This window comes from Actinoplanes sichuanensis, from assembly GCF_033097365.1.
Taxonomy (GTDB): Bacteria; Actinomycetota; Actinomycetes; order Mycobacteriales; family Micromonosporaceae; genus Actinoplanes; species Actinoplanes sichuanensis.
Genome location: NZ_AP028461.1, coordinates 2,257,260 through 2,280,550, shown reverse-complemented (window position 1 = coordinate 2,280,550; position 23,291 = coordinate 2,257,260). Strand labels below are relative to the sequence as shown.

At 70.3% G+C, this 23,291-nt stretch carries 30 protein-coding genes; 14 read left to right on the top strand and 16 right to left on the bottom strand.

What is annotated here, in order from left to right; translation table 11 throughout:
* The first annotated feature begins 15 nt into the window (after positions 1-15).
* The 5 genes from Q0Z83_RS55750 to Q0Z83_RS10030 all read left to right on the top strand — a co-directional run bounded on the left by Q0Z83_RS55750 (position 16) and on the right by Q0Z83_RS10030 (position 3,817).
* Complete coding sequence (locus Q0Z83_RS55750; protein WP_378079059.1) at positions 16-807, top strand: metalloregulator ArsR/SmtB family transcription factor; 792 nt, start codon at positions 16-18, stop codon at positions 805-807.
* Positions 804-1,187, top strand: a complete 384-nt coding sequence (locus Q0Z83_RS10045; protein ID WP_317793574.1) for a VOC family protein — start codon at positions 804-806, stop codon at positions 1,185-1,187. The genes Q0Z83_RS55750 and Q0Z83_RS10045 overlap by 4 nt, the downstream gene beginning before the upstream one ends.
* Positions 1,187-2,347, top strand: coding sequence for a chromate efflux transporter (gene chrA / locus Q0Z83_RS10040; protein WP_317793573.1), 1,161 nt, complete (start codon positions 1,187-1,189; stop codon positions 2,345-2,347). Before Q0Z83_RS10045 ends, chrA begins: the two co-directional genes overlap by 1 nt.
* 138 nt (positions 2,348-2,485) lie before the next feature.
* On the top strand, positions 2,486-3,055 hold the full coding sequence (locus tag Q0Z83_RS10035; RefSeq protein ID WP_317793572.1) for a hypothetical protein: 570 nt from the start codon (positions 2,486-2,488) through the stop codon (positions 3,053-3,055).
* A gap of 186 nt (positions 3,056-3,241) precedes the next feature.
* The gene (locus Q0Z83_RS10030; protein ID WP_317793571.1) at positions 3,242-3,817 is read left to right on the top strand and encodes an META domain-containing protein; all 576 of its coding nucleotides are present in this window, start codon (positions 3,242-3,244) and stop codon (positions 3,815-3,817) included.
* A gap of 112 nt (positions 3,818-3,929) precedes the next feature.
* Here Q0Z83_RS10030 and Q0Z83_RS10025 read toward each other — a convergent pair whose 3' ends face one another.
* Both Q0Z83_RS10025 and Q0Z83_RS10020 read right to left on the bottom strand, forming a co-directional pair.
* Positions 3,930-4,544, bottom strand: coding sequence for a TetR/AcrR family transcriptional regulator (locus tag Q0Z83_RS10025; RefSeq protein ID WP_317793570.1), 615 nt, complete (start codon positions 4,542-4,544; stop codon positions 3,930-3,932).
* Positions 4,537-5,367, bottom strand: a complete 831-nt coding sequence (locus Q0Z83_RS10020) for an alpha/beta fold hydrolase (protein WP_317793569.1) — start codon at positions 5,365-5,367, stop codon at positions 4,537-4,539. The genes Q0Z83_RS10025 and Q0Z83_RS10020 overlap by 8 nt, the downstream gene beginning before the upstream one ends.
* Positions 5,368-5,586: 219 nt before the next feature.
* Between Q0Z83_RS10020 and Q0Z83_RS10015 the strand changes: the two genes are divergently transcribed.
* Positions 5,587-5,964: a PRC-barrel domain-containing protein gene (locus Q0Z83_RS10015; RefSeq protein ID WP_317793568.1), complete on the top strand. Its 378-nt coding sequence runs from the start codon at positions 5,587-5,589 to the stop codon at positions 5,962-5,964.
* On the opposite strand, the gene Q0Z83_RS10010 is transcribed toward Q0Z83_RS10015, so the two are convergent.
* From Q0Z83_RS10010 to Q0Z83_RS09990, 5 genes are read right to left on the bottom strand one after another with little or no spacing between them, the layout of a single operon-like run.
* Entirely contained in the window at positions 5,961-7,121 is a 1,161-nt protein-coding gene (locus tag Q0Z83_RS10010) for a Tad domain-containing protein (RefSeq protein WP_317793567.1), read from the bottom strand. The genes Q0Z83_RS10015 and Q0Z83_RS10010 overlap by 4 nt on opposite strands.
* A 9-nt stretch (positions 7,122-7,130) precedes the next feature.
* A complete protein-coding gene (locus Q0Z83_RS10005; RefSeq protein WP_317793566.1) occupies positions 7,131-7,607 on the bottom strand; it encodes a (2Fe-2S)-binding protein in 477 nt (158 codons plus the stop codon).
* The gene (locus Q0Z83_RS10000) at positions 7,600-9,825 is read right to left on the bottom strand and encodes a molybdopterin cofactor-binding domain-containing protein (RefSeq protein ID WP_317793565.1); all 2,226 of its coding nucleotides are present in this window, start codon (positions 9,823-9,825) and stop codon (positions 7,600-7,602) included. Before Q0Z83_RS10000 ends, Q0Z83_RS10005 begins: the two co-directional genes overlap by 8 nt.
* Entirely contained in the window at positions 9,822-10,991 is a 1,170-nt protein-coding gene (locus tag Q0Z83_RS09995) for an oxygenase MpaB family protein (RefSeq protein ID WP_317793564.1), read from the bottom strand. Before Q0Z83_RS09995 ends, Q0Z83_RS10000 begins: the two co-directional genes overlap by 4 nt.
* A 16-nt stretch (positions 10,992-11,007) precedes the next feature.
* A complete protein-coding gene (locus Q0Z83_RS09990) occupies positions 11,008-12,198 on the bottom strand; it encodes an oxygenase MpaB family protein (RefSeq protein WP_317793563.1) in 1,191 nt (396 codons plus the stop codon).
* Between the two features lie 179 nt (positions 12,199-12,377).
* Here Q0Z83_RS09990 and Q0Z83_RS09985 point away from each other — a divergent pair, with 179 nt between their 5' ends.
* From Q0Z83_RS09985 to Q0Z83_RS09965, 5 genes are all read left to right on the top strand, one after another.
* Entirely contained in the window at positions 12,378-13,031 is a 654-nt protein-coding gene (locus Q0Z83_RS09985) for a TetR/AcrR family transcriptional regulator (protein WP_317793562.1), read from the top strand.
* A 97-nt stretch (positions 13,032-13,128) separates the two neighbouring features.
* Positions 13,129-13,479 (top strand): VOC family protein, encoded by a 351-nt coding sequence (locus tag Q0Z83_RS09980; protein WP_317793561.1) that lies wholly within the window; start codon positions 13,129-13,131, stop codon positions 13,477-13,479.
* A 4-nt stretch (positions 13,480-13,483) separates the two neighbouring features.
* Positions 13,484-13,834: an ArsR/SmtB family transcription factor gene (locus Q0Z83_RS09975; RefSeq protein ID WP_317793560.1), complete on the top strand. Its 351-nt coding sequence runs from the start codon at positions 13,484-13,486 to the stop codon at positions 13,832-13,834.
* Positions 13,835-13,836: 2 nt separating this feature from the next.
* Complete coding sequence (locus Q0Z83_RS09970) at positions 13,837-14,322, top strand: SRPBCC domain-containing protein (protein WP_317793559.1); 486 nt, start codon at positions 13,837-13,839, stop codon at positions 14,320-14,322.
* A gap of 2 nt (positions 14,323-14,324) precedes the next feature.
* The gene (locus Q0Z83_RS09965) at positions 14,325-14,612 is read left to right on the top strand and encodes a hypothetical protein (RefSeq protein ID WP_317793558.1); all 288 of its coding nucleotides are present in this window, start codon (positions 14,325-14,327) and stop codon (positions 14,610-14,612) included.
* A gap of 42 nt (positions 14,613-14,654) precedes the next feature.
* Here the strand turns inward: Q0Z83_RS09965 and Q0Z83_RS09960 are convergent, their stop codons facing one another.
* A complete protein-coding gene (locus Q0Z83_RS09960; RefSeq protein ID WP_317793557.1) occupies positions 14,655-15,329 on the bottom strand; it encodes a hypothetical protein in 675 nt (224 codons plus the stop codon).
* Positions 15,330-15,568: 239 nt separating this feature from the next.
* Here Q0Z83_RS09960 and Q0Z83_RS09955 point away from each other — a divergent pair, with 239 nt between their 5' ends.
* Complete coding sequence (locus Q0Z83_RS09955; protein ID WP_317793556.1) at positions 15,569-16,261, top strand: SprT family zinc-dependent metalloprotease; 693 nt, start codon at positions 15,569-15,571, stop codon at positions 16,259-16,261.
* Positions 16,262-16,272: 11 nt separating this feature from the next.
* Here Q0Z83_RS09955 and Q0Z83_RS09950 read toward each other — a convergent pair whose 3' ends face one another.
* Both Q0Z83_RS09950 and Q0Z83_RS09945 read right to left on the bottom strand, forming a co-directional pair.
* Positions 16,273-16,776 carry a tetratricopeptide repeat protein gene (locus tag Q0Z83_RS09950; RefSeq protein ID WP_317793555.1) on the bottom strand — a complete coding sequence of 168 codons (504 nt, stop codon included), beginning with the start codon at positions 16,774-16,776 and terminating at the stop codon, positions 16,273-16,275.
* Positions 16,777-16,877: 101 nt separating this feature from the next.
* The gene (locus Q0Z83_RS09945; protein ID WP_317793554.1) at positions 16,878-17,714 is read right to left on the bottom strand and encodes a hypothetical protein; all 837 of its coding nucleotides are present in this window, start codon (positions 17,712-17,714) and stop codon (positions 16,878-16,880) included.
* A 188-nt stretch (positions 17,715-17,902) separates the two neighbouring features.
* Here Q0Z83_RS09945 and Q0Z83_RS09940 point away from each other — a divergent pair, with 188 nt between their 5' ends.
* Positions 17,903-18,346, top strand: a complete 444-nt coding sequence (locus tag Q0Z83_RS09940; RefSeq protein WP_317793553.1) for a DUF2231 domain-containing protein — start codon at positions 17,903-17,905, stop codon at positions 18,344-18,346.
* Positions 18,347-18,433: 87 nt separating this feature from the next.
* Here the strand turns inward: Q0Z83_RS09940 and Q0Z83_RS09935 are convergent, their stop codons facing one another.
* Genes Q0Z83_RS09935 through Q0Z83_RS09915 form a run of 5 tightly spaced genes read right to left on the bottom strand, consistent with a single transcriptional unit; the run spans position 18,434 to position 21,150 of the window.
* Positions 18,434-18,964 (bottom strand): HdeD family acid-resistance protein, encoded by a 531-nt coding sequence (locus Q0Z83_RS09935; protein WP_317793552.1) that lies wholly within the window; start codon positions 18,962-18,964, stop codon positions 18,434-18,436.
* Positions 18,965-18,969: 5 nt separating this feature from the next.
* The gene (locus Q0Z83_RS09930) at positions 18,970-19,368 is read right to left on the bottom strand and encodes a DUF7144 family membrane protein (RefSeq protein ID WP_317793551.1); all 399 of its coding nucleotides are present in this window, start codon (positions 19,366-19,368) and stop codon (positions 18,970-18,972) included.
* A complete protein-coding gene (locus Q0Z83_RS09925) occupies positions 19,365-20,021 on the bottom strand; it encodes a potassium channel family protein (protein WP_317793550.1) in 657 nt (218 codons plus the stop codon). The genes Q0Z83_RS09930 and Q0Z83_RS09925 overlap by 4 nt, the downstream gene beginning before the upstream one ends.
* Positions 20,011-20,238, bottom strand: coding sequence for a hypothetical protein (locus Q0Z83_RS09920; protein ID WP_317793549.1), 228 nt, complete (start codon positions 20,236-20,238; stop codon positions 20,011-20,013). Before Q0Z83_RS09920 ends, Q0Z83_RS09925 begins: the two co-directional genes overlap by 11 nt.
* Before the next feature lie 57 nt (positions 20,239-20,295).
* Positions 20,296-21,150: a M48 family metallopeptidase gene (locus Q0Z83_RS09915; protein ID WP_317793548.1), complete on the bottom strand. Its 855-nt coding sequence runs from the start codon at positions 21,148-21,150 to the stop codon at positions 20,296-20,298.
* A 144-nt stretch (positions 21,151-21,294) separates the two neighbouring features.
* On the opposite strand from Q0Z83_RS09915, the gene Q0Z83_RS09910 reads away from it, so the two are divergent.
* A complete protein-coding gene (locus Q0Z83_RS09910; protein ID WP_317793547.1) occupies positions 21,295-22,608 on the top strand; it encodes a diacylglycerol/lipid kinase family protein in 1,314 nt (437 codons plus the stop codon).
* A gap of 110 nt (positions 22,609-22,718) precedes the next feature.
* On the opposite strand, the gene Q0Z83_RS09905 is transcribed toward Q0Z83_RS09910, so the two are convergent.
* A complete protein-coding gene (locus Q0Z83_RS09905) occupies positions 22,719-23,261 on the bottom strand; it encodes a hypothetical protein (RefSeq protein WP_317793546.1) in 543 nt (180 codons plus the stop codon).
* Between the last annotated feature and the right edge of the window lie 30 nt (positions 23,262-23,291).

Sequence of the window (23,291 nt, the reverse complement as noted above, 5' to 3'; positions counted from 1 at the left end):
ATGTATTGTTCGGGCATGGGGACCGACGCGCCTCCGGCGTTCCTCACCGCGGCCGGCCATCCGGTGCGGTGGCGGCTGCTGAGTGCGCTCGCCGGCAGCGACCTGGCCGTCCACGAGCTGACCGACCGGCTCGGCCAACCGCAGAACCTGATCTCGTACCATCTCGGCAAGCTGCGCAAAGCCGGCCTGGTCACCGCGCGACGCAGCAGCGCCGACGGCCGCGACACCTACTACACGCTGCACCTGGCCCGCTGCTCGGCGATGCTGACCGGCACCGGCGCCGCCCTCCATCCGGCGCTGCGGCTGAGCCCGCCGGCACCCGCGCGCCCCAGCCGGGTCCGAGTGCTGTTCCTGTGCACCGGAAACAGCGCGCGATCACCGATGGCGGAGGCCGTTCTGCGGCGGCTCACCACCGACGGGGTCGAGGTCTACAGCGCGGGAGTCAACCCCAAACCCCTTCATCGGTACGCCGTACGCGCTCTCGCCGCACGCGGGATACCTCCTCCCGAGACCGGTCCCACACACGTGTCCCAGCTGACCGGCGGTTTCGATCACGTGATCACGCTGTGCGACCGCGTGAAGGAGGTGTGCCCGTCCTTCGACGGCCCGAGCCAGGCGATCTCGCCTGACAGCCCGGGCCAGGCGGTGTCGCCTGACGGCCGAGACCGGGCGGTGTCGCCCGGTCGCCCACGCAAGGCGCACTGGAGCATTCCCGAGCCGGTCGCGCCGACCGATTTCGATCACGTCGCCGACCAGCTCACCGAGCGGATCGGCTTCTTCCTGCACACACTCGCGGAGGAATCATGAGCGACAACACAGTCAGCGTCCGCTACCTGGTCGACGACGTCCAGGCCGCGCTCGACTTCTACACCGCGCACCTGGGGTTCGAGCCGATCACCTCGTTCCTGCCCGCGTTCGCCGACGTGCGCCGCGGTAACCTGCGGCTCCTGCTCTCCGGTCCGGCCAGTTCGGCGGGCCGCCCGATGCCCGACGGCCGGGTGCCGCAGCCCGGCGGGTGGAACCGGATCCACCTGATCGTCGACGACATCGACACCGAGGTGACCCGTCTGCGCGCCGCCGGCATCCCGTTCCGCAACGACGTGGTGACCGGCCCGGGTGGCCGCCAGATCGTTCTGGACGACCCGGCGGGCAACCCGATCGAGCTCTTCCAGCCGGCCCGCACCTGATGACCGTCACCACCCCACGGGCCGGGCTCGGCACCGTGCTCGCACAGTGGGGCCGGATCGGCTGCATCGGCTTCGGCGGTCCGCCCGCGCACATCGCCCTGCTGCGGAAACTGTGCGTCGACGACCGCGGCTGGCTGGACGCGCGCGAGTTCGAGGACGCGGTGGCCGCCTGCAACCTGCTGCCCGGCCCATCGTCGACCCAGCTCGCGATCTACTGCGCGTGGCGGGTCCGGGGCCGGACCGGCGCACTGGTCGGCGGGGCCGCGTTCATCCTGCCCGGGCTGGTGGCGATCCTGGCGCTGGCGGTCCTGTTCCTGGGCGACCCACCGACGTGGGTGCGGGCCGCCGGGGCGGGCGCCGGTGCGGCTGTGGCGGCGATCGCGGTGCAGGCCGGGTGGAGTCTCATGCCGCCCGGCTGGCAGCGGGCCGCCGAGCGGAGCAGCCGGCTGCGCTGGTCGATCTACCTGCTGCTGGGGGCGGTCGCGGCCGCAACCGTCGGACCATGGCTGGTGCTGCTGCTGGTGGCCTGCGGTGTGGCCGAGGTGATCGTCCAGCGGGTGCCACCGCCCCGCCCGGGTCGCCGGGCCACGGTACCGCTGCTGGCGGCGACCGCCACCGGCACCGGAGTGCTGGCCGCCCTCTCCTGGACCGCGTTGAAGGTCGGCGCGCTCTCCTACGGCGGCGGCTTCGTGATCATCCCGCTGATGCAGGCCGACGCGGTCGACCAGCACCACTGGATGACGGCGGCGGAGTTCCTGAACGCGGTGGCCCTGGGCCAGATCACCCCCGGCCCGGTGGTGCACACGGTCGCAGTGGTCGGCTACGCCGCAGCCGGACTCGGCGGAGGCCTGCTGGCCGCACTGGTGGCGTTCAGTCCGTCCTTCACATTCATCCTGCTGGGCGCACACCGCTTCGACCGGCTACGCGGCAACACCTACATACGAGCGTTCCTGGACGGCGCCGGCCCCGCCGCGATCGGCGCGATCCTCGGCTCCGCGATCCCGCTGGCCCGCGCCCTGACCGAGCCATGGCAGTTCGCGGTATTGGCCGGCGCCGCGATCCTGACCCTGGGGCTGCGCCGGGGCCCGGTCCTGACCCTCCTGTCCGCCGCCGCAGCCGGGGTAGCGATCGTCCTCACCGGCGGCCCACTCCCCCACTGACCCACGCGCCGCCGAAACCCACCGGCGGCGGCTTCGAACCCCGCCGGGCGCGCCGCAAAAGGCCCTGACCAGCAGCTGCGCCGACCTCTACGTTGTCGCTGGCATTCCCTTTTGCGCGACATTGGCAACAATGCGGCGATGAATCGCTACGTTTCGAGTCTCATAGCCGGATTGTTCGGTGCCGCGGTGGCAATTTCCCCAGCTCAGGCCGCTCCTCGTCCGGTGCCCGAGGCCGTGATGTTGCAGCCGGCGGATCTCGGTGGGGTGCAGCCCGGTCCGGTCGAGCCTGATCTGATCCACCCGTTGCTGCCGCAGCCATGCGCGGACGCTCCGGTGCCGCAGCCCATCGCACAGCGGAGTCTGGCGGCAGACTACGATCCGCGACATCGCGTGTACGAAAATGTGGGCCGCTACCGGCCTGGTGGCGCCCAGGACTACCTGGCCACACTGAAAGACCAACTGGCCCGGTGCCGAGCCGGCGGCGGCGACACGGGCTTTCGCGGTATCGCCGAAGATACCGCTGGACCGAACACGGTGCTGTTCATCCGGCAGTACGACGAAGGCGACCGATGGGCCGCCTATCTCGTCGCTGCGGTGGGACGGTATGTGGTGGTCGTTCTCGTGACCGATCCGGTGGTGGGTGCCGGCGACTACACCATCGTCAACGACTTCGGCCGCGCCGCCATCGACCGAGTGCGCGCGAGCTGACCGCGCCGACCGGCGCCGAAGGCCGTCGGCTTCCGGCGAGAGCTACGGGCAACGTGACGTCAGAGGGTGTTTTCCCGTTCACTGAATGTGACTGACTCTCCCGTGCCCGACCGCCGGAGCCGATGGCTCCTTCCACTAGTCGCCGCTGCGGGCGTCGCCGCCGTCGTCGCGGTCGGTGTGGTTCTGATGCGCACCGATCGGGACACGTCCGCACCGGTCGGTGACGCGCTGCCGCCCTCGTCGCCCGGAGTCGTCGGTTCCAGCTATGTGGAGAGCCACTGGCGCCTGACCTCGGTGACCGAAGGGAGCGCCACCACGGCGATTCGCGCGTCCGTCGATGCGTGGCTGGAGTTGGCGGCGGACGGCACGGTGTTGGCCTTTGACGGCGTCAACGCGATCAACGGGACGTTCAAAGCCACCAGAGCGGGCTTCGACGTCTACGGCGGGATGACGACGCTCGCCGGGTACAGCGGCAACGACCCCGGCGTGCTCGCCGCCGAGAGCGGAATGGGTCTGCTCATGCTCGGCCCGACGCCCGCATGGACCGTGTCACCCGACGCCTCCGGCGCTCTACCTACCGTTTCCGGGGCACCGCCCATCGATCCCGAGGCTTCGCCCGTGCACGTCACCGTCCTCGCCTCGACCTCGGAGCTGCTCACCCTTCAGACCGGCGGTGCGCAACTCGACTTCATCCGGACCGGACCGGCCGAGAAAGTCAACGCGACGCCCATTCCGGACGAGAGCTCTGCTCCCGGTAGTTGATCTCGGCTTCCTTAACCCCGGCGGAGCCTGACCGAACCGAAGGCTGGTGCCGGCCACCGTAGCCGGGCCGGCCCTCCTCCCGACCAGCCGCATGACGACGCACTGGCGTGTGTCAGCCGCCGGTCGGGTGGAACTCGCGGCTGGAAGTGTCCTCGGTGGGGTCGACCGGGACGTTCTGCAGGCCGGCGATGATCGTGTCGATCAGGAACCGGTAGCTGCGGTCCACGTCGCGGGGCAGGCCGAAGCCGCCCGCCGCCTCGACCGTGGCGAACCCGTGCAGGCTGGAGCGCAGCACGCGGGCGGCGTCGACGGCATGCGTGCCGCGCAACTCGAAGCCGGCCAGCACGTCGTACATGATCTGCATGACCTCGTTGCTCAACCGCCGATGCTCCTCGTCGCCGGCCTCGGGTGCACGGACCGCGGACGCGTAGCGGCCCGGGTGGGCGACGGCCCATCGGCGGTACGCGTCGGCGAACGCGCGCACCGCGCCGGGCCCGGCCCGGCCGACCGCGACCCGGGCCACCGCGTCCCGGAAGTCGCGCATGGCCTGCAGGGTGATCCCGCGGCGCAGCGCCTCGAGGGAGTCGACGTGCTTGTAGAGCGACGGGGTGCGTACGCCGAGGCGGTCCGCCAGCAGGCCCATGGTCAGCTTCTCGAAGCCGATCTCGTCGGCGAGCGCCGCCCCGGCCTCGATCACCGTGGCCGGGTCCAGTCCGGCCCTAGGCACGAGCGTTCGCCTGCAGGAAGGTCAGCATCAGGGACACCGTTTCGTCGGGGAACTGGGCGTGCGGGTAGTGACCGGCGCCGTCGATCATCTCAAGCCGCGCCGTCCCGGCCGGCATCGCGGCCACGATCGCCTCGCCCTCGGCGCGGGGGTCGGCCCAGTCCGGGTCGAGGGTGCCCTCGACGATCAGGGCCGGGCAGCGCACGTTGCCGAGCTGCGCGCCGGCGTCGGCGGGCGAGGCCTGGGTCATCTTCTGCAGCGCCTTCATCCGGCCCGGCTCGCGCAGCATCGTGTCCGTCGCGGCGAGGTCGGCACTCCAGTCAGCGGGCTTGCTCCCCGGGTAGGCGAGGTCGAGGTAACCCTTCCACGACGACAGGCTGCCCAGCATCGTGCCGACCAGCTTGACCGCGCCCTTGCGATACCAGCCGTTGCCGAGGTCGCCGAGGCGGAACGACTGCGCGCGGGTGAACGGCGCCAGCTCGACGATGCCGGTGACCAGCTCGGGCGCCTGGGCGGCGGCGATGGTGACGGCGCCGCCGGAGATCGAGTGTCCGACCAGGACGGCGGGGCCGCCGAGGTGACGGACGAGGGCGAGGATGTCGCCGGCGATGTCGGTACGCGAATAGGAGGCCCACTGCGCACTGGACTCGCCTGCGCCGCGCAGGTCCATGGTGGCGACGCGGTATCCGGCATCGACGAGCCGCGGCGCGACGAACCGGTAGGCGCTGCGGCTGTTGCCGATGCCGGGGACGAGGACGACGAGTGGTCCGTCGCCGGTGACGTCGTACGCGATCGTGCCGCCGTCGATGGTCAGGTGCTGCGTCATGGTGTGCCCTCCCCAGGCATGGCTCTCACTGTTAGCCATTAAGCTAATGCAATTAGCCGCGTCTCGTCAAGGATCTTGCCCGCGACGTCACACGCCACGGTCGAGGGAGTGAATTCACGGGCCCGGGTGAAGGTTGGTTCACTCACCGGCACGGTCCGCATGACCGGAAATCACCCTGGGTAGCCAACCTCCCATACCTCCGGGAGAAAGAGGCCCCAGGTGATCACCAACGAGCAGATTCACACGCTGACCGGCCGCGACGTCCACGACCGCACCGGCGAGAAGATCGGCACGGTCGGACGGGTCCGGCTGGATGACGCGGGCCGGCCGACGTGGGCCGCCGTCCGGACCGGGCTGTTCGGCTTCAGCGAGTCACTGGTCCCGCTGGAGGGCGCGCACCTCGACGGCGACCGGCTGGTGGTGCCGTTCGACAAGGCTATGATCAAGCGGTCGCCGGTCCTGGCGACGCCACCCGACGAGCCGCTGACCCGAGATGACGAGCGCCGGCTCTGCGACCACTACGACCTGCTGTGGGTCGGTGTCGAACACGTCCGCCCGAGCCGCCCCCGCCTGCTGGGACGCCGTTTCATCGGCTAGCCGGTGCGGCCGATGACGGTCAGGCCGTAGTTCTTCGTGGTGCCGAACCTCGTCGGCATGTGCTCCGGAATGATCGACTTGGTGAAGTAGCCGTACACGCATCGCTGCAGGCCGCACAGGGTCGAGGCGATGCCCGGGACGGTGTTGGTCAGGATCGACGGTACGTTCGTGAGGGTGCCCAGCAGTGTCGTGTAACCGGTGACGACGAACGGCGCGAACCCGACGATGCGGTAGGCCGCGGGCAGGATGTTGGTGGCACCGACGGCGCTGTCGAAGATCGGCACGAGGACCGGTTCGCCGGAGGCGCGGGCCGCGGCGAGTTCGCTGGTGCAGGTGATCGCGGCGAGCAGGTTCAGCGCGGGTGCGGTGATCCAGGTCTGCACGGTGCTGGTCGAGGCGTTCACGTCGAGATGGCAGTTGGTGGCCGAGGACAGCCACGCGTATCCGCTGGACGAGGTCAGGTCGAGCGGGTTCTTGCACCAGGACAGCAGCGGGTTGCTGATCGCGACGGCGTTGTCGACCGGGCTCTCCAGGCCGAGCATCGAGTAGACGCCGGTCTGCTGCAACAGTGGGTCCAGGCCGGGCAGGGCGTAGAACTTCTTGCCGCCGTTGGTCATCCGGTCCCAGTCGCACTTCGAGACGCCCATCGCGAGGACGTTCGTGGCGACCGGCACCCCCCACACCACACGCGCGCAGGCTCCGACCTGTTTGCCCTGGTAGACGCCTTTGGTCAGGGCGGCCGCGAAGACCGGCGGCATGAGACGGGTGTTGTCGGTGTTGCGCGTGCTGGTGCGTACCTCCGCGGTGTCGTATGTCCCGGTGATGACCGGCTGCGGCGGGCAGGTCGCGGTGGTGCCCCAGACCGGGCAGTTCAGATTGTTGACGCAGACCTGGGCGTCGGCGCGGGTGTCCTTGGCGTTCTTCTCGGCGTAGTTGCGGGCGTTGTCGGCCTGCGCTGCGCTGGTGCAGGTGGTGGGGTCGAAGATGCAGGCCTGCGCCACCTTCCAGGACGCGAAGTCGGCGCCGGACTGCAACTGTTCCTTCTCGCCGTAGAGCAGGCCCACGTCGATGACGATGGCGCCCAACCCCAGGATGAGCACGGCGCTCATCATGGCCGCGATGATCGTGACCGCGCCCTCGTCGCCCCGGTGGCCCATAGCCGCAAATTACATGTTTTCGGCCGCCGCCCGGATCGCCTCCCGGATTCTGACGTAGGTCCCGCACCGGCAGATGTTGCGCAGCCCGTCCAGGTCGGCGTCGGTGATCGCGCGGCCCTCGGCGGCGACCCGCCGGACCAGATCGACGGCCGCCATGATCTGCCCGGGCTGGCAGTACCCGCACTGCACCACGTCATGGTCGAGCCACGCCCGCTGCATCGGGTGCAGGTCGGCCCCGACCGTGCCGGCCAGCCCCTCGATGGTCACCACCTCGTCGTCCGGCCCGAGCGCGCCGACCGGTACCGCGCACGGGTTGAACGCGTCGCCGTTGAGGTGGCTGGTGCACGCCTTGCAGACGTTGATCCCGCAGCCGTACTTCGGGCCGGTGACGCCGAGCAGGTCACGCAGCACCCACAGCAGGCGCACGTCACTCTCGACGTCGACGGTCACCCGCTCCCCGTTGACCTTGAAGGTGTGCTCAGGCACCCGTACCTCCGATCATGGGTGAAGCCGGAACCGGCGGAATCGTCGGCTTGGGGGTGAACGACAGGGTGCCGTGGTTGATCGGGAACCGGGTCGGCATCGTGCCGACCGCGCGGCCGTAGGCGCAGGCGACCGCCGCCATCGCCGCCGCCACGCCCAGCTCACCGGCCCCACCGGGCTGGTCGGAGGTGCTCGGCATGACGATGATCCGCAGGTCGGGCGGGGTGTTCCACTGCCTCGTGTAGAAATAGTCGTCCCAGCTCGCCTCCAGGAAATAGCCATCGCGCAGGTGCAGGCTGGACGTCAGGGCGAGCGCGATGCCGTCCATCACGCAGCCCATCATCTGCGCCTGCAGGCCGAGCGGGTTGACCGCGAGACCGACGTCGACCGCGAAGACGACCTTGGTGACGCGCGGCCCGCCGACGCCGTCGCGGATCGGCCGGTTCAGCGTCTCCGGACGGCAGTCGATCTCCACGAGGCAGGCGCTGAACCCCTTGTACTCGGAGTGGAACGCGATTCCCTGTGCCGTTCCGGCCGGCATCCGCCGGCCCCATTCGCCGGCTTCCGCGGCCTTGCGCAGCACCGCGCGGGCCCGGTCGTCTTTCAGAAGATCTTCCCTCATCCGGTACGGGTCGAGCCCCATCCGTTGTCCGAGCTGGTCGACCATCAACTCCCGGGCGCAGGTGGTGTCCGGTGAGTACACGTTGCGCATGCTGCCGGTGTTGAACCCGTCGCCGGTTTCGTTGAGCAGCCGGCTGGTGACCCCGAACCGGTACGGCGAAGTATGGCTGAACTGGAAGAACGTCTGCGCGAAGGCGGCGTCGCCGATCGGCAGCTGGGCGGCCATCGCGGTGAGCAGCTCCCCCAGCCCGTGCCCCAGATCGGTGGTGACGCTGGTGTGCCGCTGCTCGAAGCCGAGCACCAGGTTGCCGGCGTAGGCGATCCGGACCCGGGACGTGGCCATCGGGTGGGTGCGGCCCTGCCGGGAGTCGTCGGCCCGGTGCCACATCAGTTTCACCGGCTTGCCGATCTTCTGCGACACCTCGGCGGCTTCCAGCGCGGCGTCGAAGAACAGTTTGCGACCGAACGAACCACCGCCCTCGGCGACGTGCACGGTCACCCGGTTCGTCGGCAGGCCCAGCCGCGCCGCGATGGTCTGCTGCGCCACGATCGGTGATTTGAGCGCCGACCAGATCTCGGCGCGCCCCGGCCGTACGTCAGCGATCGCGCAGTTGGTCTCCAGGGCACTGTTGCTGCGGAACTGGAACGTGAACCGTGCCTCGACGAACGGCGTGATCGGCCGCGGGCCGAGCGGCAGCTCGGCGGCCGCGAGCCGCCGCAGGACCGTGTCGTCGGACTGGCCCTCGACGGTGCCCGGCTTCCAGGACACCTCCAGCGCGCGGACCGCGTCGATGCACTGGCCGAACGTCTCGGCCCGCACCGCGACGCCGGTCGAGATGGTCACCACGTCGGTGACGCCGGGCATGGCCAGCACCGCGGCGAGGTTCGCGACCAGGCCCGGTCTGCCGTTGATGGTCGGCGGGCGGCACACCATCGTCGGCTTGGCGTCCGCCACGGCGAGGTCCATCGTGAACTTCTTGCGGCCGGTCACCGCGTCGAGGGCGTCGATGCGGCGTTGCGGCCTACCGATGACGGTGAAGCTCTCCCGGGCGGCGAGCCGCACCGGGACGGCCAGGGTCGTCGCGCTGGCCGCCGCGGCCGACAGCTCACCGATGCCGAGGCCGCCGACCATCCCGTTCACGATCGTCAGGTCGGAGGCGGGCACACCGAGTTTCGCCGCCGCCGCGGCCAGCAGCCGCTGCCGGGCGACCGCCGCCGCGACCCGGATCGGCGTGAACGTGGCGATCGTGGTGTTCGAGGCGCCGGTCAGCTGGTTGAACAACAGCTCGGGCCGGGCGTCGGCCAGACCGACCCGGACCTTCTGCACCGGTACGCCCAGCTCCTCGGCGATCAGCATGGCCGTCGACGTGGTGATCCCCTGCCCGACCTCGGCCCGGGGCAGCGCGAACGAGACCGTACCGTCCGTGTTGATCTCGACCGAGATGAGCCCGGACGTGGGCAGGGCGGCCGCCGTCATGACGTCGTTGAGGTCCAGCAGGGACGTGATGTCGGCCGACGCCGCCGGATCGGCGGCGGCCACCAGTACGGGGGCCGCCAGCACGAATCCGAGCAGCGTGCGCCGGGTGACGGGCACGGTCACGAGGTCTCCGGCCGGTTGGTCGTCGGGATCTCGATCTTGGTTTCCCGCGCCTTGGTGAGGAACAGCAGGATGTACTGCCGCGCCGCCTCGTCCAGGGTCCAGGCGATCTCCGGGACCAGCGGCAGCGGGATCAGTCCCTCCCGGAACCGGACGAGCAGCGGCCAGGCGGTCGCGATCAGCGGCTCCCACAGCGGTTCGCGCTTGATCTGGTCCCAGTCCGACACCTGGTCCCCGACCAGGTAGCGGGCCAGGGCGTTGACCAGCGGCCGGCTGACACTGCCCGGGCTGGTCTGCTCGGCGAGCTGGCCGAGCAGGATGTCGGTGAGTTCGACGCCCTCCCGGGTCGGGCCCATGTTGGGCGGCAGCACCTGGTCGGACTGCGCGTTCGCGGCCGCCCAGGTCTGCGGGATGTACTCGTCACGGACGCCGAGCATGTGCGCGGTCACCTGCCACACGTGCAGGTAGGCCTGGGAGTCGGCGGCGCTGATCGGGACCTGCCAGTCCCGCAGCCGACGCATCGCATAGGTGGGCAGCGTGTGCCAGGTGACCAGGATGTCCTCCTGGGTGATCGGGACGCTCCACTTCCAGTGCGGCGACTGCTGCAGCAGGTGCCGCACCGCTGCGTGGACCAGTCGCGTCTTCACCGCCTGCACGATGCAGTCACCGTCCGGCCGGTACGCGTTGAGCGACCCGACCGAGAACCCGAGGAGGCTGGTCTTGGCGACCCGGTCCTCCATGTCGGCGCCGCCCTTGGAGTAGTAGACCGACCACGCCTCCTTCGGGATCGCCGTGCTCAGCATGCCGCCGCCGACACCGTTGAGCAGGTTCAGGTAGAGGCCTCGGGACTTGTTGAACTGCGCCGCCCGCTCCAGTTTCGCGGTGTCCGCCCAGTCCGGGACCCGCCGTGCCTTCGCCATGAAGTCCCGCAGATAGCCGGGCAGCCCGTCGGGCAGCGGCTGGTCGTTGCGGGTCCAGTTCCACAGCAGCCGGTTGACCTCCGGAACCACCCCGGTGTCCAGCAGTTCCGCCGAGACCGGGTCGGCCTCCGGATCCCACTGGGTGCTCCACGGCAGCGCCGCCGCGGCCTGTGCTTTCGAGGGGACCGCGAAGATCGCCGCGGCCGCCGCACTCGCCCGCAGCATGTCGCGTCTGGTCAGTTCAGCCATGATCTTTCACCTCCTCTCAGGTCGGCCGGTTGGTGACCGGGATCTCGATGCTGATCGGCCGGGCCTCGGACAGGAACAGCAGGGCGGCCTTGCGCAGGAACTCGTCGAAGAGCCAATACGCCTTCGGCGCCAGAGGAAAGGGCAACAGTCCTTCGCGTACGGCCACGAAGGGTCCCCACGCGGTCCGCAGCAGCGGGTCCCACACCGGCTCGCGCGGGATCTTCAGCCACGCCGCGATCTCGTCGCCCAGCATGAACCTGGTGAACGCGCCGAGGATCGGCTTGCTGAGGATCCCGGCGTCCACGCTCGACCCGAGGTTGAGCAGGATGTCGGCGAGTTTGATGCCCTCGGGGGTGGCCCGCAGGATCGGGTCGAGGACCTGTTCGGCCTGCGAGTCGGCCTCGGCCCACGAGTTCGGGATGTATTCCTCACGGACGCCGAGCATGTACGCGCCGACCTGCCACGAATGCAGGAACGCGGCCGACTCGTCAGCCGGGATCGGCACCTTCCACGCGTTCAGCTTGCGCATCACGGTGGTCGGCAGGCTGTGCCAGGTGACCATGATGTCCCGCTGACTGATCGGGATGTCCTCGTCGGCGACCTGGGTCCAGTACGGCGACTGGGGCAGCAGATGCCGGACCGCGGCGTGCACCAGCCGGGTCTTCACCGCCGTCACGATCATCTCGCCGTCCGGCTTGTACGCGTTCGTCGAGCCGATGTCGTACCCCAGCTTGGCGGTCTTGGAGATGCGGTCCTTCATGTCCGCGCCGCCCTGCGAGTAGTAGACGGCCAGGGCCTCCTTCGGGATGACGGTGCTCATCATGCCGCTGGCCAGGCCGTAGAGGACGCCCAGGTAGAGGCCGCGTTTCTCGTTGAACTCGACGGCCAGGTCGAGTTTCGCCGGGTCGGCCCAGGACGGGAGCCGCCGGGCGTACTCGATGAAGTCGCGCAGGTCGGCGGGCAGGCCGGCGGGCAGCGCCTGGCCGTTCTTCTTCCAGGTGCGCAGCAGTTCGTTGACCTGCGGCACGTCGCCGCGCTCGATCAGATCGGCGACCAGCGGGTCGGCCTCCGGATCCCACACCCCGCGCGGGTCGACGCCCGCGCCGGTCCCGGCCACCGAGGCACTGGCCGGCCAGGTCCACGGGAGGGCCAGGGCGGCGCCGACCGCGCCCGCTTTCAGGATGTTGCGTCTGCTGAGTGAATCCACGCTTCGCTCCTCCGCTGATACGGTGAAACACGAAGTGGTTCCGTGTATCAGCGATGAGAGCACGCCGGGTCGCCGTTCACAAGCATGAATTTCTACGGACATCGATACGACACGAGTCCCACCTGGGCCGATTGATACGCTGATACAAATGGTGTAAACACATCTCGGGGGTGCGCGTGATGACCGGATCCGGCGACTCGACACTGCTCGGCCGCGCCCTCGCCGACGCCTTCACCCCGGACAGCCCCGCCGACGAGGTCACCACGCGCCTGCTCGACGCCGCCTTCGATCAGTTCTGCCGGATGGGCATCCGCCGCTCCACGATGGAGGATGTGGCCCGGCGCGCCGGCGTCTCCCGGATCACCGCCTACCGCCGGTTCGCCACCAAGGACGCCCTGGTCGAGCATGTGGTGCGCCGCGAGTTCCGACGCTACTTCGACCAGTTCCTGATCGACATCAGCTCGGCCCGCACCGCCGCCGACCGGGTCGTCGTCGGCTTCGCCTCGTCACTGCGAGCCTTCCGCAACAATCCGCTGATCGGCGGCCTGATGACCGCCGAACCGGATCTGCTGGTCCCCTCGATGATCAACGACGGCGGCCAGACGATGGCGGTGGTCCAGCGTTTCGTGGCCGCCCGTCTCCGCGTCGACCAGCAGGACGGCCACATCTCCCCGGCGGTCGACGTCGACATGGTGGCCGAGGTGTGGACCCGCCTGTCCGCCTCGTTCCTGGCCATCCCGAGCCAGATCGTCGACCTCGACGACGACGCCCAGCTGCGCGACATCGCCCGGCGCTTCCTGGCCCCGATGCTCACCCCCACCGAGGAGGCGTAGTCCCCATTTGTCAGTTGACGCTAACGTTAGCGATGGCTAACGTTAGCGGCGCCCGGCCGGGTTGGTTCGGGTTGAAAACGAGCAAAGGGGTACGGCCATGGGTCGTCCAGTGGCGTTCTTCGAGATCATCAGCACCGACGCGGAGCGGGCGCGCGGCTTCTACACCGGCCTGTTCGGGTGGTCGGCCGCCGACCAGGAGGGTGGCTACGCCCTGGTCGACACCGGCGCCGGCGAGGGGGCGATCGGTGGCGGCATCGGACCGGCGGAGTCCCCGTCGGAGGCCGGTGTGAAGATCTACGTGCAGGTCGACGACCTGGAGAAGACTCTGGAGCAGGCGGTCGCGCTCGGTGCGACGACCCTGGTCGAACCGGCCGCCCTGCCCGGCGACTACGGTCGGTTCGCGGTGTTCGCCGATCCGGACGGCAACCCGGTGGGTTTGTGGGGATGAGCTGATGATCGAGGACGAGTCCGAGACCGACGACGCCTTCCGGGCGCTGGCGGAGCCACGACGACGGGCGATTCTGCGCCTGGTCGCCACCGATGAGCTGGCCGCCGGGGAGATAGCCGCGGCGTTCGACGTGACTCGTACCGCGATCAGTCAGCATTTGACCGTGCTCCGGGAGGCCGGGCTGGTCAGCGAGCGCAGGGCCGGGACCCGGCGGTTCTACCGGGCCCGGCCGGAGGGCCTGGCCGGCCTGCGGGAGTTCCTCGACTCGATGTGGAGTGACGCGCTCGACGTGGGGCGACGCCTGGTCGAGGCGGAGGCGGCGGAGCACACCGCGCATCGGACGGACGTGGCCTGATCATGAGCGACGACGTCCGCCCGTTGCGGCGCCCGCCGATTCGGCAGTCCACGCTGGTCCGCAGCGACCGGGAGCACACGTTCGAGGTGTTCGTGCGCGACATCGGCCTCTGGTGGCCGACCCGCCCGCATTCGCTCGGTCAGGAGCGGGTGGTGTCGGTGACCATCGAGCGGGAGCTGGGCGGTCGGGTCTACGAGACGTGGGCGGACGGTTCCCGGGTCGGCTGGGGCGAGGTGATCGCCTGGGATCCGCCGGAGCGGTTCGGCATGACCTGGACGATCCTTCCGGCGGTGACCGAGGTCGAGCTGACGTTCACCGCGCTGGCGCCGGCCCTGACCCGGGTCGCCCTCGAACACCGCGGCTGGGACCGCCTCACCGAGGAACAGATGGCCGCGGCCACCTCGGTCTCGGGCGGCTACTCGGCCGGCTGGAAACGAATCCTCGAAATCTTCACCAAGGCCGCCGAGGCGGAACCCGAAAGGACCTGAACATGCGTGTACTCGCGCAGGCGGTGCACTATTCCAAGCCGGAACACCGGGGCGACATCATCGCCGCGATGGGCCGACTGCGGGCGGCGTCCGAGGGCGTCGCCGGCCTGGAGGAGATCGGCGGTTTCGAAGACCCGGACGGCGGCCGGATCATCGCCATCTCGGTCTGGTCGTCGATGGAGGCCATGCAGTCGGGCATGGCGACGCTCGGCGCCGCGATCGCCGACGTCCCGTTCGGCGAATGGGAGCGCCAGGAGCACACCCTGGCCGCGTTTCCCCAGGTCGCCTGACCGATAACGGTCTGGGCCACGGCTGGCCGTACCCCAGATTGGTCACCAGCCGCCGTTGAGGAAGGCCAGCAGAGCCGGCGCCGGATCGGCCGCGGTGGAGGCGTTGGCCACCGCGACGACGGCCACCAGCAGTGACATGGCCGCCGAGGTGACGAACCACCATCGGCGGCCTGGCAGGTCCGCCGATCGCCGCCGGATCCACCAGCTCACCGCAGCGAGGGCCGTCGCCACCACGGCGGCTATCGCGACCATGGCGACGTGGTAGAGCGCGAAGTCGGCGACCATCACCTCGACGGCCGGCGCCGCCGGTGAACCGGAGGCCAGCGAGCCTGCCAGGTCCTGCCGGGCCGGCTCCAGCGATCCGGCGCCGGCCACCAACGGCAACAGCGACGCGAACGGCGCCACCACCCCCTGCACGTTGGCCATCACCAGCGCCACCGCGAACAACGCCGGAACCGCGGCGAGCGACGCCACGACGGGACGGCGACCGGCCCGCACAGCCAGAGCCACCAGGACGATCAGAAGGAGCGCGGCGGTCACCGACTTGACCAGGTGATACCGCGTCCAGTAGTCGACCAGGCCGGCCAGCGCCGGCGGAAACTCCCGGACTCCGCCCTGCCAATAACCGGCGACGGCTTTTTGAACGGCGTCCGCCAGCGCAGGTTCGGAGGTGAAGGCTGCGCCAGGTCGTCGGGGAGCGAGCAACGGCGGCGCCATCACGAAGGCTACGGCGAACGTGACGGCCAGTAACGCCAGCGACCAGGACGGGGCTTTACGCAGACGCTCGATTCCGCACTGGAGGGACAGTACACCTCTGGCGGTAGCCCTTTCGTCCGGATCCTGACCGCCTGGCTGATCAGACTGATCACCTCCCGCCACCCGCCCACGCGGTGAGTGGATCGGGAAGCCGTGAGAGACCCGGTCCGGGCGGCACGTCATGATAGGGGGGTGACGACGTGGAGCGGCGCGCTGTGGACCTGAACGAAGCGCGGGAACTCGCGGACAACCTGATGACCCGGCACGGACTCTCGGATTGGGCTCTGACCTTCGACGACGCGAAGACGCGGGCCGGGATCTGCCGCCTGGAGGCACGGGAGATCGGGCTGTCCCGGCCGTTGATCAGGCTGTATTCGGCGGAGCAGGTGGCCGAGACGGTTCTGCACGAGATCGCGCACGCCCTGGCCGGCCCGGGGCACGGGCACGATCGGGTGTGGCGGGCGATCGCGGTGCGGATCGGATGTTCCGGCACCAGATGTGTGCCGGAGGACGTGCCCCGGGTGGAGGGCGCCTGGGAGGGGGTCTGCCCGGCCGGCCACCGCACCACGGTGCATCGCCGCCCGGTCCGGGTGCGGTCGTGTTCGCGCTGCTCCCCGTCATTCGACAGATCGGCGCTGTTCTCCTGGACACGCAACGGGGCGGCGGCGCCGATGCACCCGCGGTACGCACAGGAGCTGGCCCGGCTGAGTGCGGTCCCGACGACGGTCGCGCCGGTGGTGGAGTTGCCGGTCGGCGCCCGGGTCCGGTTGACCGGCCGCGGCAAGTACGGCGGCCTGGCCGGCACCATCGTGAAACGGGGGCGTTCCCGATACCAGGTGCAGACCAAGGCCGGCCTGCTGAACGTCCCCTTCCCGATGGCCGAGCCCGCCTGAGCCCGGCGGGGTCAGCCCAGCCAGCCGCGGTCCAGGTCCTCGGCGTAATGGCTGATCGCCCGCCCGTACCGCCTGATGTCCGGATCCTCGGTGGTGTCGGCGAGCAATCGCAGCAGGTCGGCGACCGCCTCGCGGGCGTCGCCGGTGTTGTAGCGCAGCATGGCCCGGAACACCCGCAACGGCCGGTCGGCGGGGAACCGGGCCAGCGCCTGCCCGAACACCTCGGCCGCCTCCTCGTCGCGGCCGAGGGCTCGCAGCGTGCTGCCCAGTCCGAGCAGGGCGTCCCGCAGATCCGTCTCGGGCAGGTCACCGGCAATCGCCGCCCGGTAGTGCGGAACGGCCTCCGCCTCCAGGTCGAGCACGTCGTGCGCCCACGCCGTCTGGTAGGCCACCACCGCGTCGTCCGGAAACTCGGCCCGCAGGCTCAACAGCAGCTCGCGGGCCTGCTCGGCCTGGCCGTCCGCGCGCAGGCGTACCGCCCGGGCCAGCCGCCCACCATAGGGATCCGTCGTCACCGGTTGATACTGGCATGCTGAGCCCATGACGATCATCGGCTCCTGGCCGCGTGCCGCAGGCCAGGAGCCGACGTGGTGATCGGGACCAATCGGCCGTCGTCCTAGCGCAGCGGCGCCTCGGTCGGGGTCATGGTGGCCTCGATCGTGTCCAGGATCTGCTCCACCTGCGGGCGCAGCAGCTGCCACTCCCGGCCGGTGGCCAGCGCCTCGTTCTCCGCGTCGACGGCCACCGCCAGGTCCCGTAGCAGCACCGCCAACTCGCGGGCCCGGGCCTGGCGGGCGCCGTCGATGTTCTGGGCGCCGAGCGCACCCCAGCGCACCGACAGGCCGGTCAGATCGTCGCGAACCGGCGGCCAGGCCAGGCCACGCCGTTCCGCCTCGCGCATCCCGAGGATGCTGAGCAGCCGCGACTCGGTGATCATCCGGGTTTCGGCCGACAGCGACGCGGCCTCGGAATCCCAGGTCGACGTGCGCTTGGACCGGGCGATCAGGACCGCCGCGGCGAGCCCGCCGAACAGCAGGAACAACAGGAACCAGCCGAGGAACCCGCTGGAGCTGTCCTCGTCGGCGACCGCGACGACGGCCGGTGACGACGACTCCGGTGCCTTCGGCGTGGTGGTCGTCGTCTCCACCTTGGTCACCGTGACCTCGACGGTACGGGTGTCGGCCGGCTGCGGCTTCTCGGTGGTCTTGGTCGGTTCCGGGTCCTTCGTCTTGGTCGGCTCCGGGTCCTTCGTCGTCTTGGTCGGCTCGGGATCCTTCGTCTTCTCGGTCGTCTTCGTCGGTTCGGGTTCCTCGGTGCGGGTCGGCAGGGTGCGATCGGCAGTCGCCTCCACCGACGGGCGCGTCGACGGCAGCGACCCGACGTCGCCCTCCCCGGTGCACGCCGTGAGCCCCAGCAGGCAGAGAACCACACCGACCGGTAGCAGTCGTCTCATGATCGCCATCTCCCACTTCTCGCTGACTGGCCTCAGCGTCCGGTCATCCGTCCCGATGGGCATCCCTCGCCCCGGATGACCCTTCGGACCGGATTCACTCGCGCGGGATGACGTCGCCACCGGCCCGCCGAACGAGGCTTGGCCGGTCCGGTGACACATCGCGTGTGTACGGCAGGGGGAACCGCCGCATGCAGAGCCGACTCCGACTGGCGGGCCACGGTGTGCAGCCGTTGCTACTGATGTTCCCGCTGGGTCTCTTCTGGATGGCGTTCGTCTTCGACCTGGCCACGCTGCTGGGCGCGCCGGCCCTGGTCGGCACGCTCGCCTACTGGAATCTGGTGGCCGGCCTGGTCGGCGGCGTGCCGGCCGTGCTGGCCGTGGGGTTCGACGCGTTCACCGCCGTCGGCCCGCGCGCCGCCCGGATCGGGTTCTTCAGCCTGCTGCTCGACGTCGGTGTGCTGATCGTCTTCGCGGTGCTGACCCTGATGCGGGTTCGCGACACCGACCGGGCCGCCGACCCGGGACTGCTGCTGTTGGAGGTGGCCGGTCTGGCGGTGGCCGCCTTCGGCGCCTGGTTCGGCGGCCGTTTCGGCGATCCCCGGGCCCCGGTGGCCGAACCCCTCCGCCGCTGACGAGGGACCAGCAACCGCACGTCACCACACACCGCCCGCGGTGGCCGGACGGTGTGTGGTGACGTGCGGTGCGGGCTGACGAACGGCTCAGACGGGCTGGGGCTCGCGGAGGCCGGAGATCGACGCCGCGATCAGGCAGATGCCGCCGAACACCAGCGTCGTCGCGCCGATCAGGACGAAACCGGCCAGTCCCAGGCCCGGCCAGACCAGCAGGGCCAGCGACGCGACCACCGCGACCAGGCCGACCACGATCCGCCAGCCGCCGCCCGAACCCTTGCGGCCGATGGCCAGGAGGATCTCGCCGATCCCGTCGAACAGCCAGCCGAACGCGACGATCAGCAGCATCAGGCCCAACGACTTGGTGGCGTCGGACAGGCAGAACACGCCGGCCCCGGCGACGAGCAGGCCGAGCAGCACCCCGAGAACCCGGTGCAGCACCGACAGCCCGTCGGCGACGAACATCTGCAGGACCCGGATACCGCCGACGACCAGCAGGTTGAGGCCGAACAGGAAGGCCACCACCCGCAGGGTGGCCTCCGGCCAGGCGAACGCGAGGATGCCGATACCGACGGCGAGTACACCGGCGGCCAGGCGCAACCAGATCCAGGCACGGGACATCGAGATCACCTGGCCTCTCGGCCGTGCACGGCCAGCGAGTAGATGACCAGCACGTCGATCGCGATGACGACCGTGCACCAGAACGGGTAGGCGGGCAGGAACAGCAGGTTGCCGAGGGCGCTGATGGCGGCGATGCCGATACCGACCACCCGGGCCCACATCTGGCCGAGGAACACGCCGACGCCGGCGGCCATCGTGAGCAGGCCGAGGATCGAGTGGAACACGCCCCAGACGGTGTAGTTGAAGTCGACCGCCAGACCGGAGCTGGTGGTGAAGTAGTAGTCGTCGCGGACGATCGCCACGACGCCCTCGATCAGCTGGAAGCTGCCGAGAAGCATCAGGATCACGCCGCTGAAGATCACCATCCCGAGCCAGTTGCTCGGTTTCGTGGTTTGAGTAGTCATCGAGGGTTCTCCTTCCAGGCCCGCGGCCGCCAGTTCTCGACGACCTTGGCCACGGCGGTGACCAGGAACAGCTGGCCGATCAGGGCTTCCAGGACGGCGATGCTCTGGGCCGGATTGGTGGCCGGCACCATGTCGCCGTACCCGGTGGTGGTCATCGTGACGAAGCTGAAGAACAGCGCCTGGGACAGCTTCGGATCGCCGTCCTCGCCGAACAGCGGGCCCGGCTGAAGCGCGGCAACGCATTCGTAGCCGAACCCGAAAGCCATGCCGATCAGCAGGTACGCGGCGAGCGCGCCGAGCATGGTCTGCAGGTCCACCCCACCGTGCCGGCCCAGATCCCGGACGATCGAGAACGGGGCCAACAGGTAGAGCGCACTCGCCGCCAGGAACGTGAAGCCGACCAGTGGCGAGTTCTCGATCAGCAGGTCGGCCCCGGCCGCGACCAGGGCCAGTGCGAAGACCCCGGCGGCGGCCAGGCGCATGCCGAGCCGGGCACCGGACACCCGGAGCGCCTGCCACACCGTCAGGGTCTGCACGAACAGCAGCAACGCGACCATCGAGCGGCTCTCGGCGAGCAGGGCCAGCACGTACGTCCCGATGATCATCACCAGGACCAGGCCGTACCCGCCCCTACGGCGCCATTCAGAACGCACCCGGGCCGTCCGACGCCGGCAGTCTGCGCACCTCGATCAGCCGCAGGCCGAGGCCGTGGATCCGGGAGATCAGGCCCACCACGGCCGATTGGTCGGGCAGCGAGCCGTGCAACACGGTCTCCGGCGGTTCCACACTGACCGTGAGGTCACGTAGCTCCGCGAGCAGCTCCTCCGGGATGACCCCGGAGACCCGCACCTGATATGTCGCCTCGGGCATGACTCGTCCCCTCCCCTATCGTTCCGGTCAGCCTTCAACCGCGCCGGTTCCGGCACGTCATCCCGGGGGGATGACGGATTCCGTACCGCGCACGCGGGCATGGAAGAGGCCCAGCTTGAACAGCCGTTCCAGGCGCCGGACGGTGAACGGGTGCGACATCGGCAGCTGGGCCAGACCCACCCAGAAACCGCGCAGCGCCTGCCCCTGGCGGACCAGCTGCTCGATGTCGGTGGTCTGCTCGGTGTGCCGGCCGGAGGCGAGCAGCACCAGACCGGTCGCGCCGGCCGGGGACAGGTGCGCGCCGTGCCTGTCGCACGAGTACTCCCGCAGCCGGGACAGCGCCGGGCCGAGCAGCGGGATCCGCTCCGAGTAGCAGACCGACAGCTGGTACCAGAGCGAGACGTGATGCAGCCGGATGTGGCCCAGCTCGTGACCGAGGATGAACCGCAGCCCGTCCCGGTTGTTCTCACGCAGGTTAACGAACAGCTCGTTGGCCAGCACCACGTAGTCGTGGCCGGTGGCCTGGGCGGCGAACGCGTTCAGGGTGCCGTTGCCGTTGGCCAGGTACAGGTTCGGCCGACGCTTGAGGCCCAGCTTGTGGGCGTAGTCGTCCATGGTCCGGTAGATGTCGCCGTACTGCTTGGGCGACAGCTCGACCGCGGTGCCGCGGATCGACGCCCGCTGCGTCTCACGGATGATGATCAGCCCGGGCACGAACAGCAGCAGGCCGATGAAGGCGGATCGGACGGTGGTGGCCCAGCCGGTGTTCTCCAGCCGTTCCGGCAGGTAGGGCAGGGTGGCCGCGGCCTGAAGGATGAACACCACGATGATCACGTTGAGGATCACCATGAACACGTAGAACGGCAGCTCGGCGGGGTGCCGCAGCTTGGCCGGTCTGGAATGCGTGGACACGACGGATCTCCTGTCTCCCGGTTTGCCGGTGACCATCCGCCGCGCGGGAGCACCGCGCCTCATCCCGCCGGAATGAGGCCCGGTCACCGCCGGTCCGGCGAGGCTGCAGAGACCCTTTCCGCGGTACGCCTGAAGGAGCCCGCCATGCCTGAGGCATCAGTCGTGTCCCCGAACCGGGCCTGGCTCGCCCGGTCGTCGTTCGTCGCGGCCGCCGCCGCCGTCGTCCTGGTCCTCGCCGTCGCCGGCCTGCGCGGTGGCATCGGCCTGCTGCTGGCCGGGGCGCTGGGCAGCGCGGCCGGGCTGGCCGGGGCGTGGTGGTTCCTCACCCATCGAGGGCTGTGGCGGTGGCTCGCCGGGGCGGTCGTCGTGCTGGCCCCGGTCGCCGTGGCCGTCGTCTACATGCGGCACCGGCTGCTCTGGGTGGTCATCGTGTTCGTGCTGCTCTGGGCGGTCGCGGTGGCCGCCGGACGCCGGGCGCTGGCCGAGCCCGGGGGCGGCCCACGGGAGACCGCCACGGCGGCGCCGCTCCGGCCGTACCTGATCATGAATCCTCGCTCGGGGGGCGGCAAAGTCGGACGGTTCCGCCTCGCGGAACGGGCCCGCGACCTCGGCGCCGAGGTGTTCGTCCTGGACGGACCGGCGGTGGACGTCGAGGCGGTGGCCCGGCAGGCGGTCCGCGACGGCGCCGATCTGCTCGGGGTGGCCGGCGGTGACGGCACCCAGGCGTTGGTCGCCGGGGTCGCCGCCGAGCACGGGCTGCCGTTCCTGGTGATCTCCGCGGGCACCCGCAACCACTTCGCCCTCGACCTCGGACTGGACCGGGAGGACCCGTCGACCTGCCTGGACGCGCTCACCGACGGCGTGGAGATGCGTGTCGACCTGGGGTTGATCGGTGACCGGACGTTCGTCAACAACGCCTCGTTCGGGGCGTACGCGGCAGTGGTGCAGAGTCCCGCCTACCGCGACGACAAGATCGGCACCACCCTCCAGATGCTGCCGGACGCGCTCACCGGGATCAGCGGACCGCATCTCGCCCTCACCGTCGACGGGGTCACCGTCACCGGGTCCCAGGCCGTGCTGGTCAGCAACAATCCGTACACGACCGGGGACATCGCCGGACTCGGTGAACGACCGCGGCTCGACCTCGGGGTGCTCGGCGTGCTGGCGGTGACCGTGCGGGGGTCCGCCGACGCCGCCCGGTTGATCAGCGGACGCGGCCGGGCCCGTTCGCTGACCGTCCGCGCGGCCACCGAGGCCGTCGTCGACGCCGACGCACCGTCCGTTCCGGTCGGTATCGACGGGGAGGCGGTGCTGCTGCCGACGCCGGTGCGCTGCCTGATCCGGCCGGCCGCACTGCGGGTGCGGGTGCCCCGGCAGCGTCCCGGGAACCGGCCGGCGCTGCCCGAGATGGACTGGACACGACTGCGGCGGCTGGCTCTCGCCGGCCGCCGCAGCTAGTCGGTCGGACCGCTCAGCGGCGGCGCACCGTCCGGCGGGTCACCCGTCGGGCGGTGCGCCGGCCGGTGCGCCGGGCCACTCTCCTCGAACCGAACATGATCGTCCCCTCTCTATCGGGCGGTCGCCGCCGTCTCCAGGTCGTGCAGTTCCTTGGCCTCCTCGGCCGCGAGCAGGCCGATCCCGACCAGGTCGAGCGGGCTGATGAACCCGTCGGCCAGCCGGAACCCACCGGCCCGGGCGATCGCGTCACGCAGCGGCACCGCCCAGTGGTGCTCGATCAGCAGCAGCGCCGCGGCACTGTCCGGCGGAATGTCCCCGAGCACGTCCCAGGCCTGCGGGTCGTCGAAGACCGCGACACCGTCCTCGGCCGCCGCGGCACCCAGCTGGGCCCCGGCCACCGCGCCGGCCTCGCCCTCGATACCGAGACCGATCAGCGCACCGACCTTGCTGCCGAGCTCGACGGCCTCATCCTGGGACAGGTTGCTCAGGTGCTCCACCTCGAGCTCGCCGTCCGCGTCCTTGTAGACGGCGAGGGCGTCGATCACCCGTACCGTGTCGCTCTGCCGGAGGCGCTCCAGCTCGGCGATCACCTCGCCATGGAAGTTCGGGTGCGGGAAACCCAGCACGATCAGCTGGACGGGACCGATGGACATCTCTTCCACTCCTCAGATCTGCGTCACCGA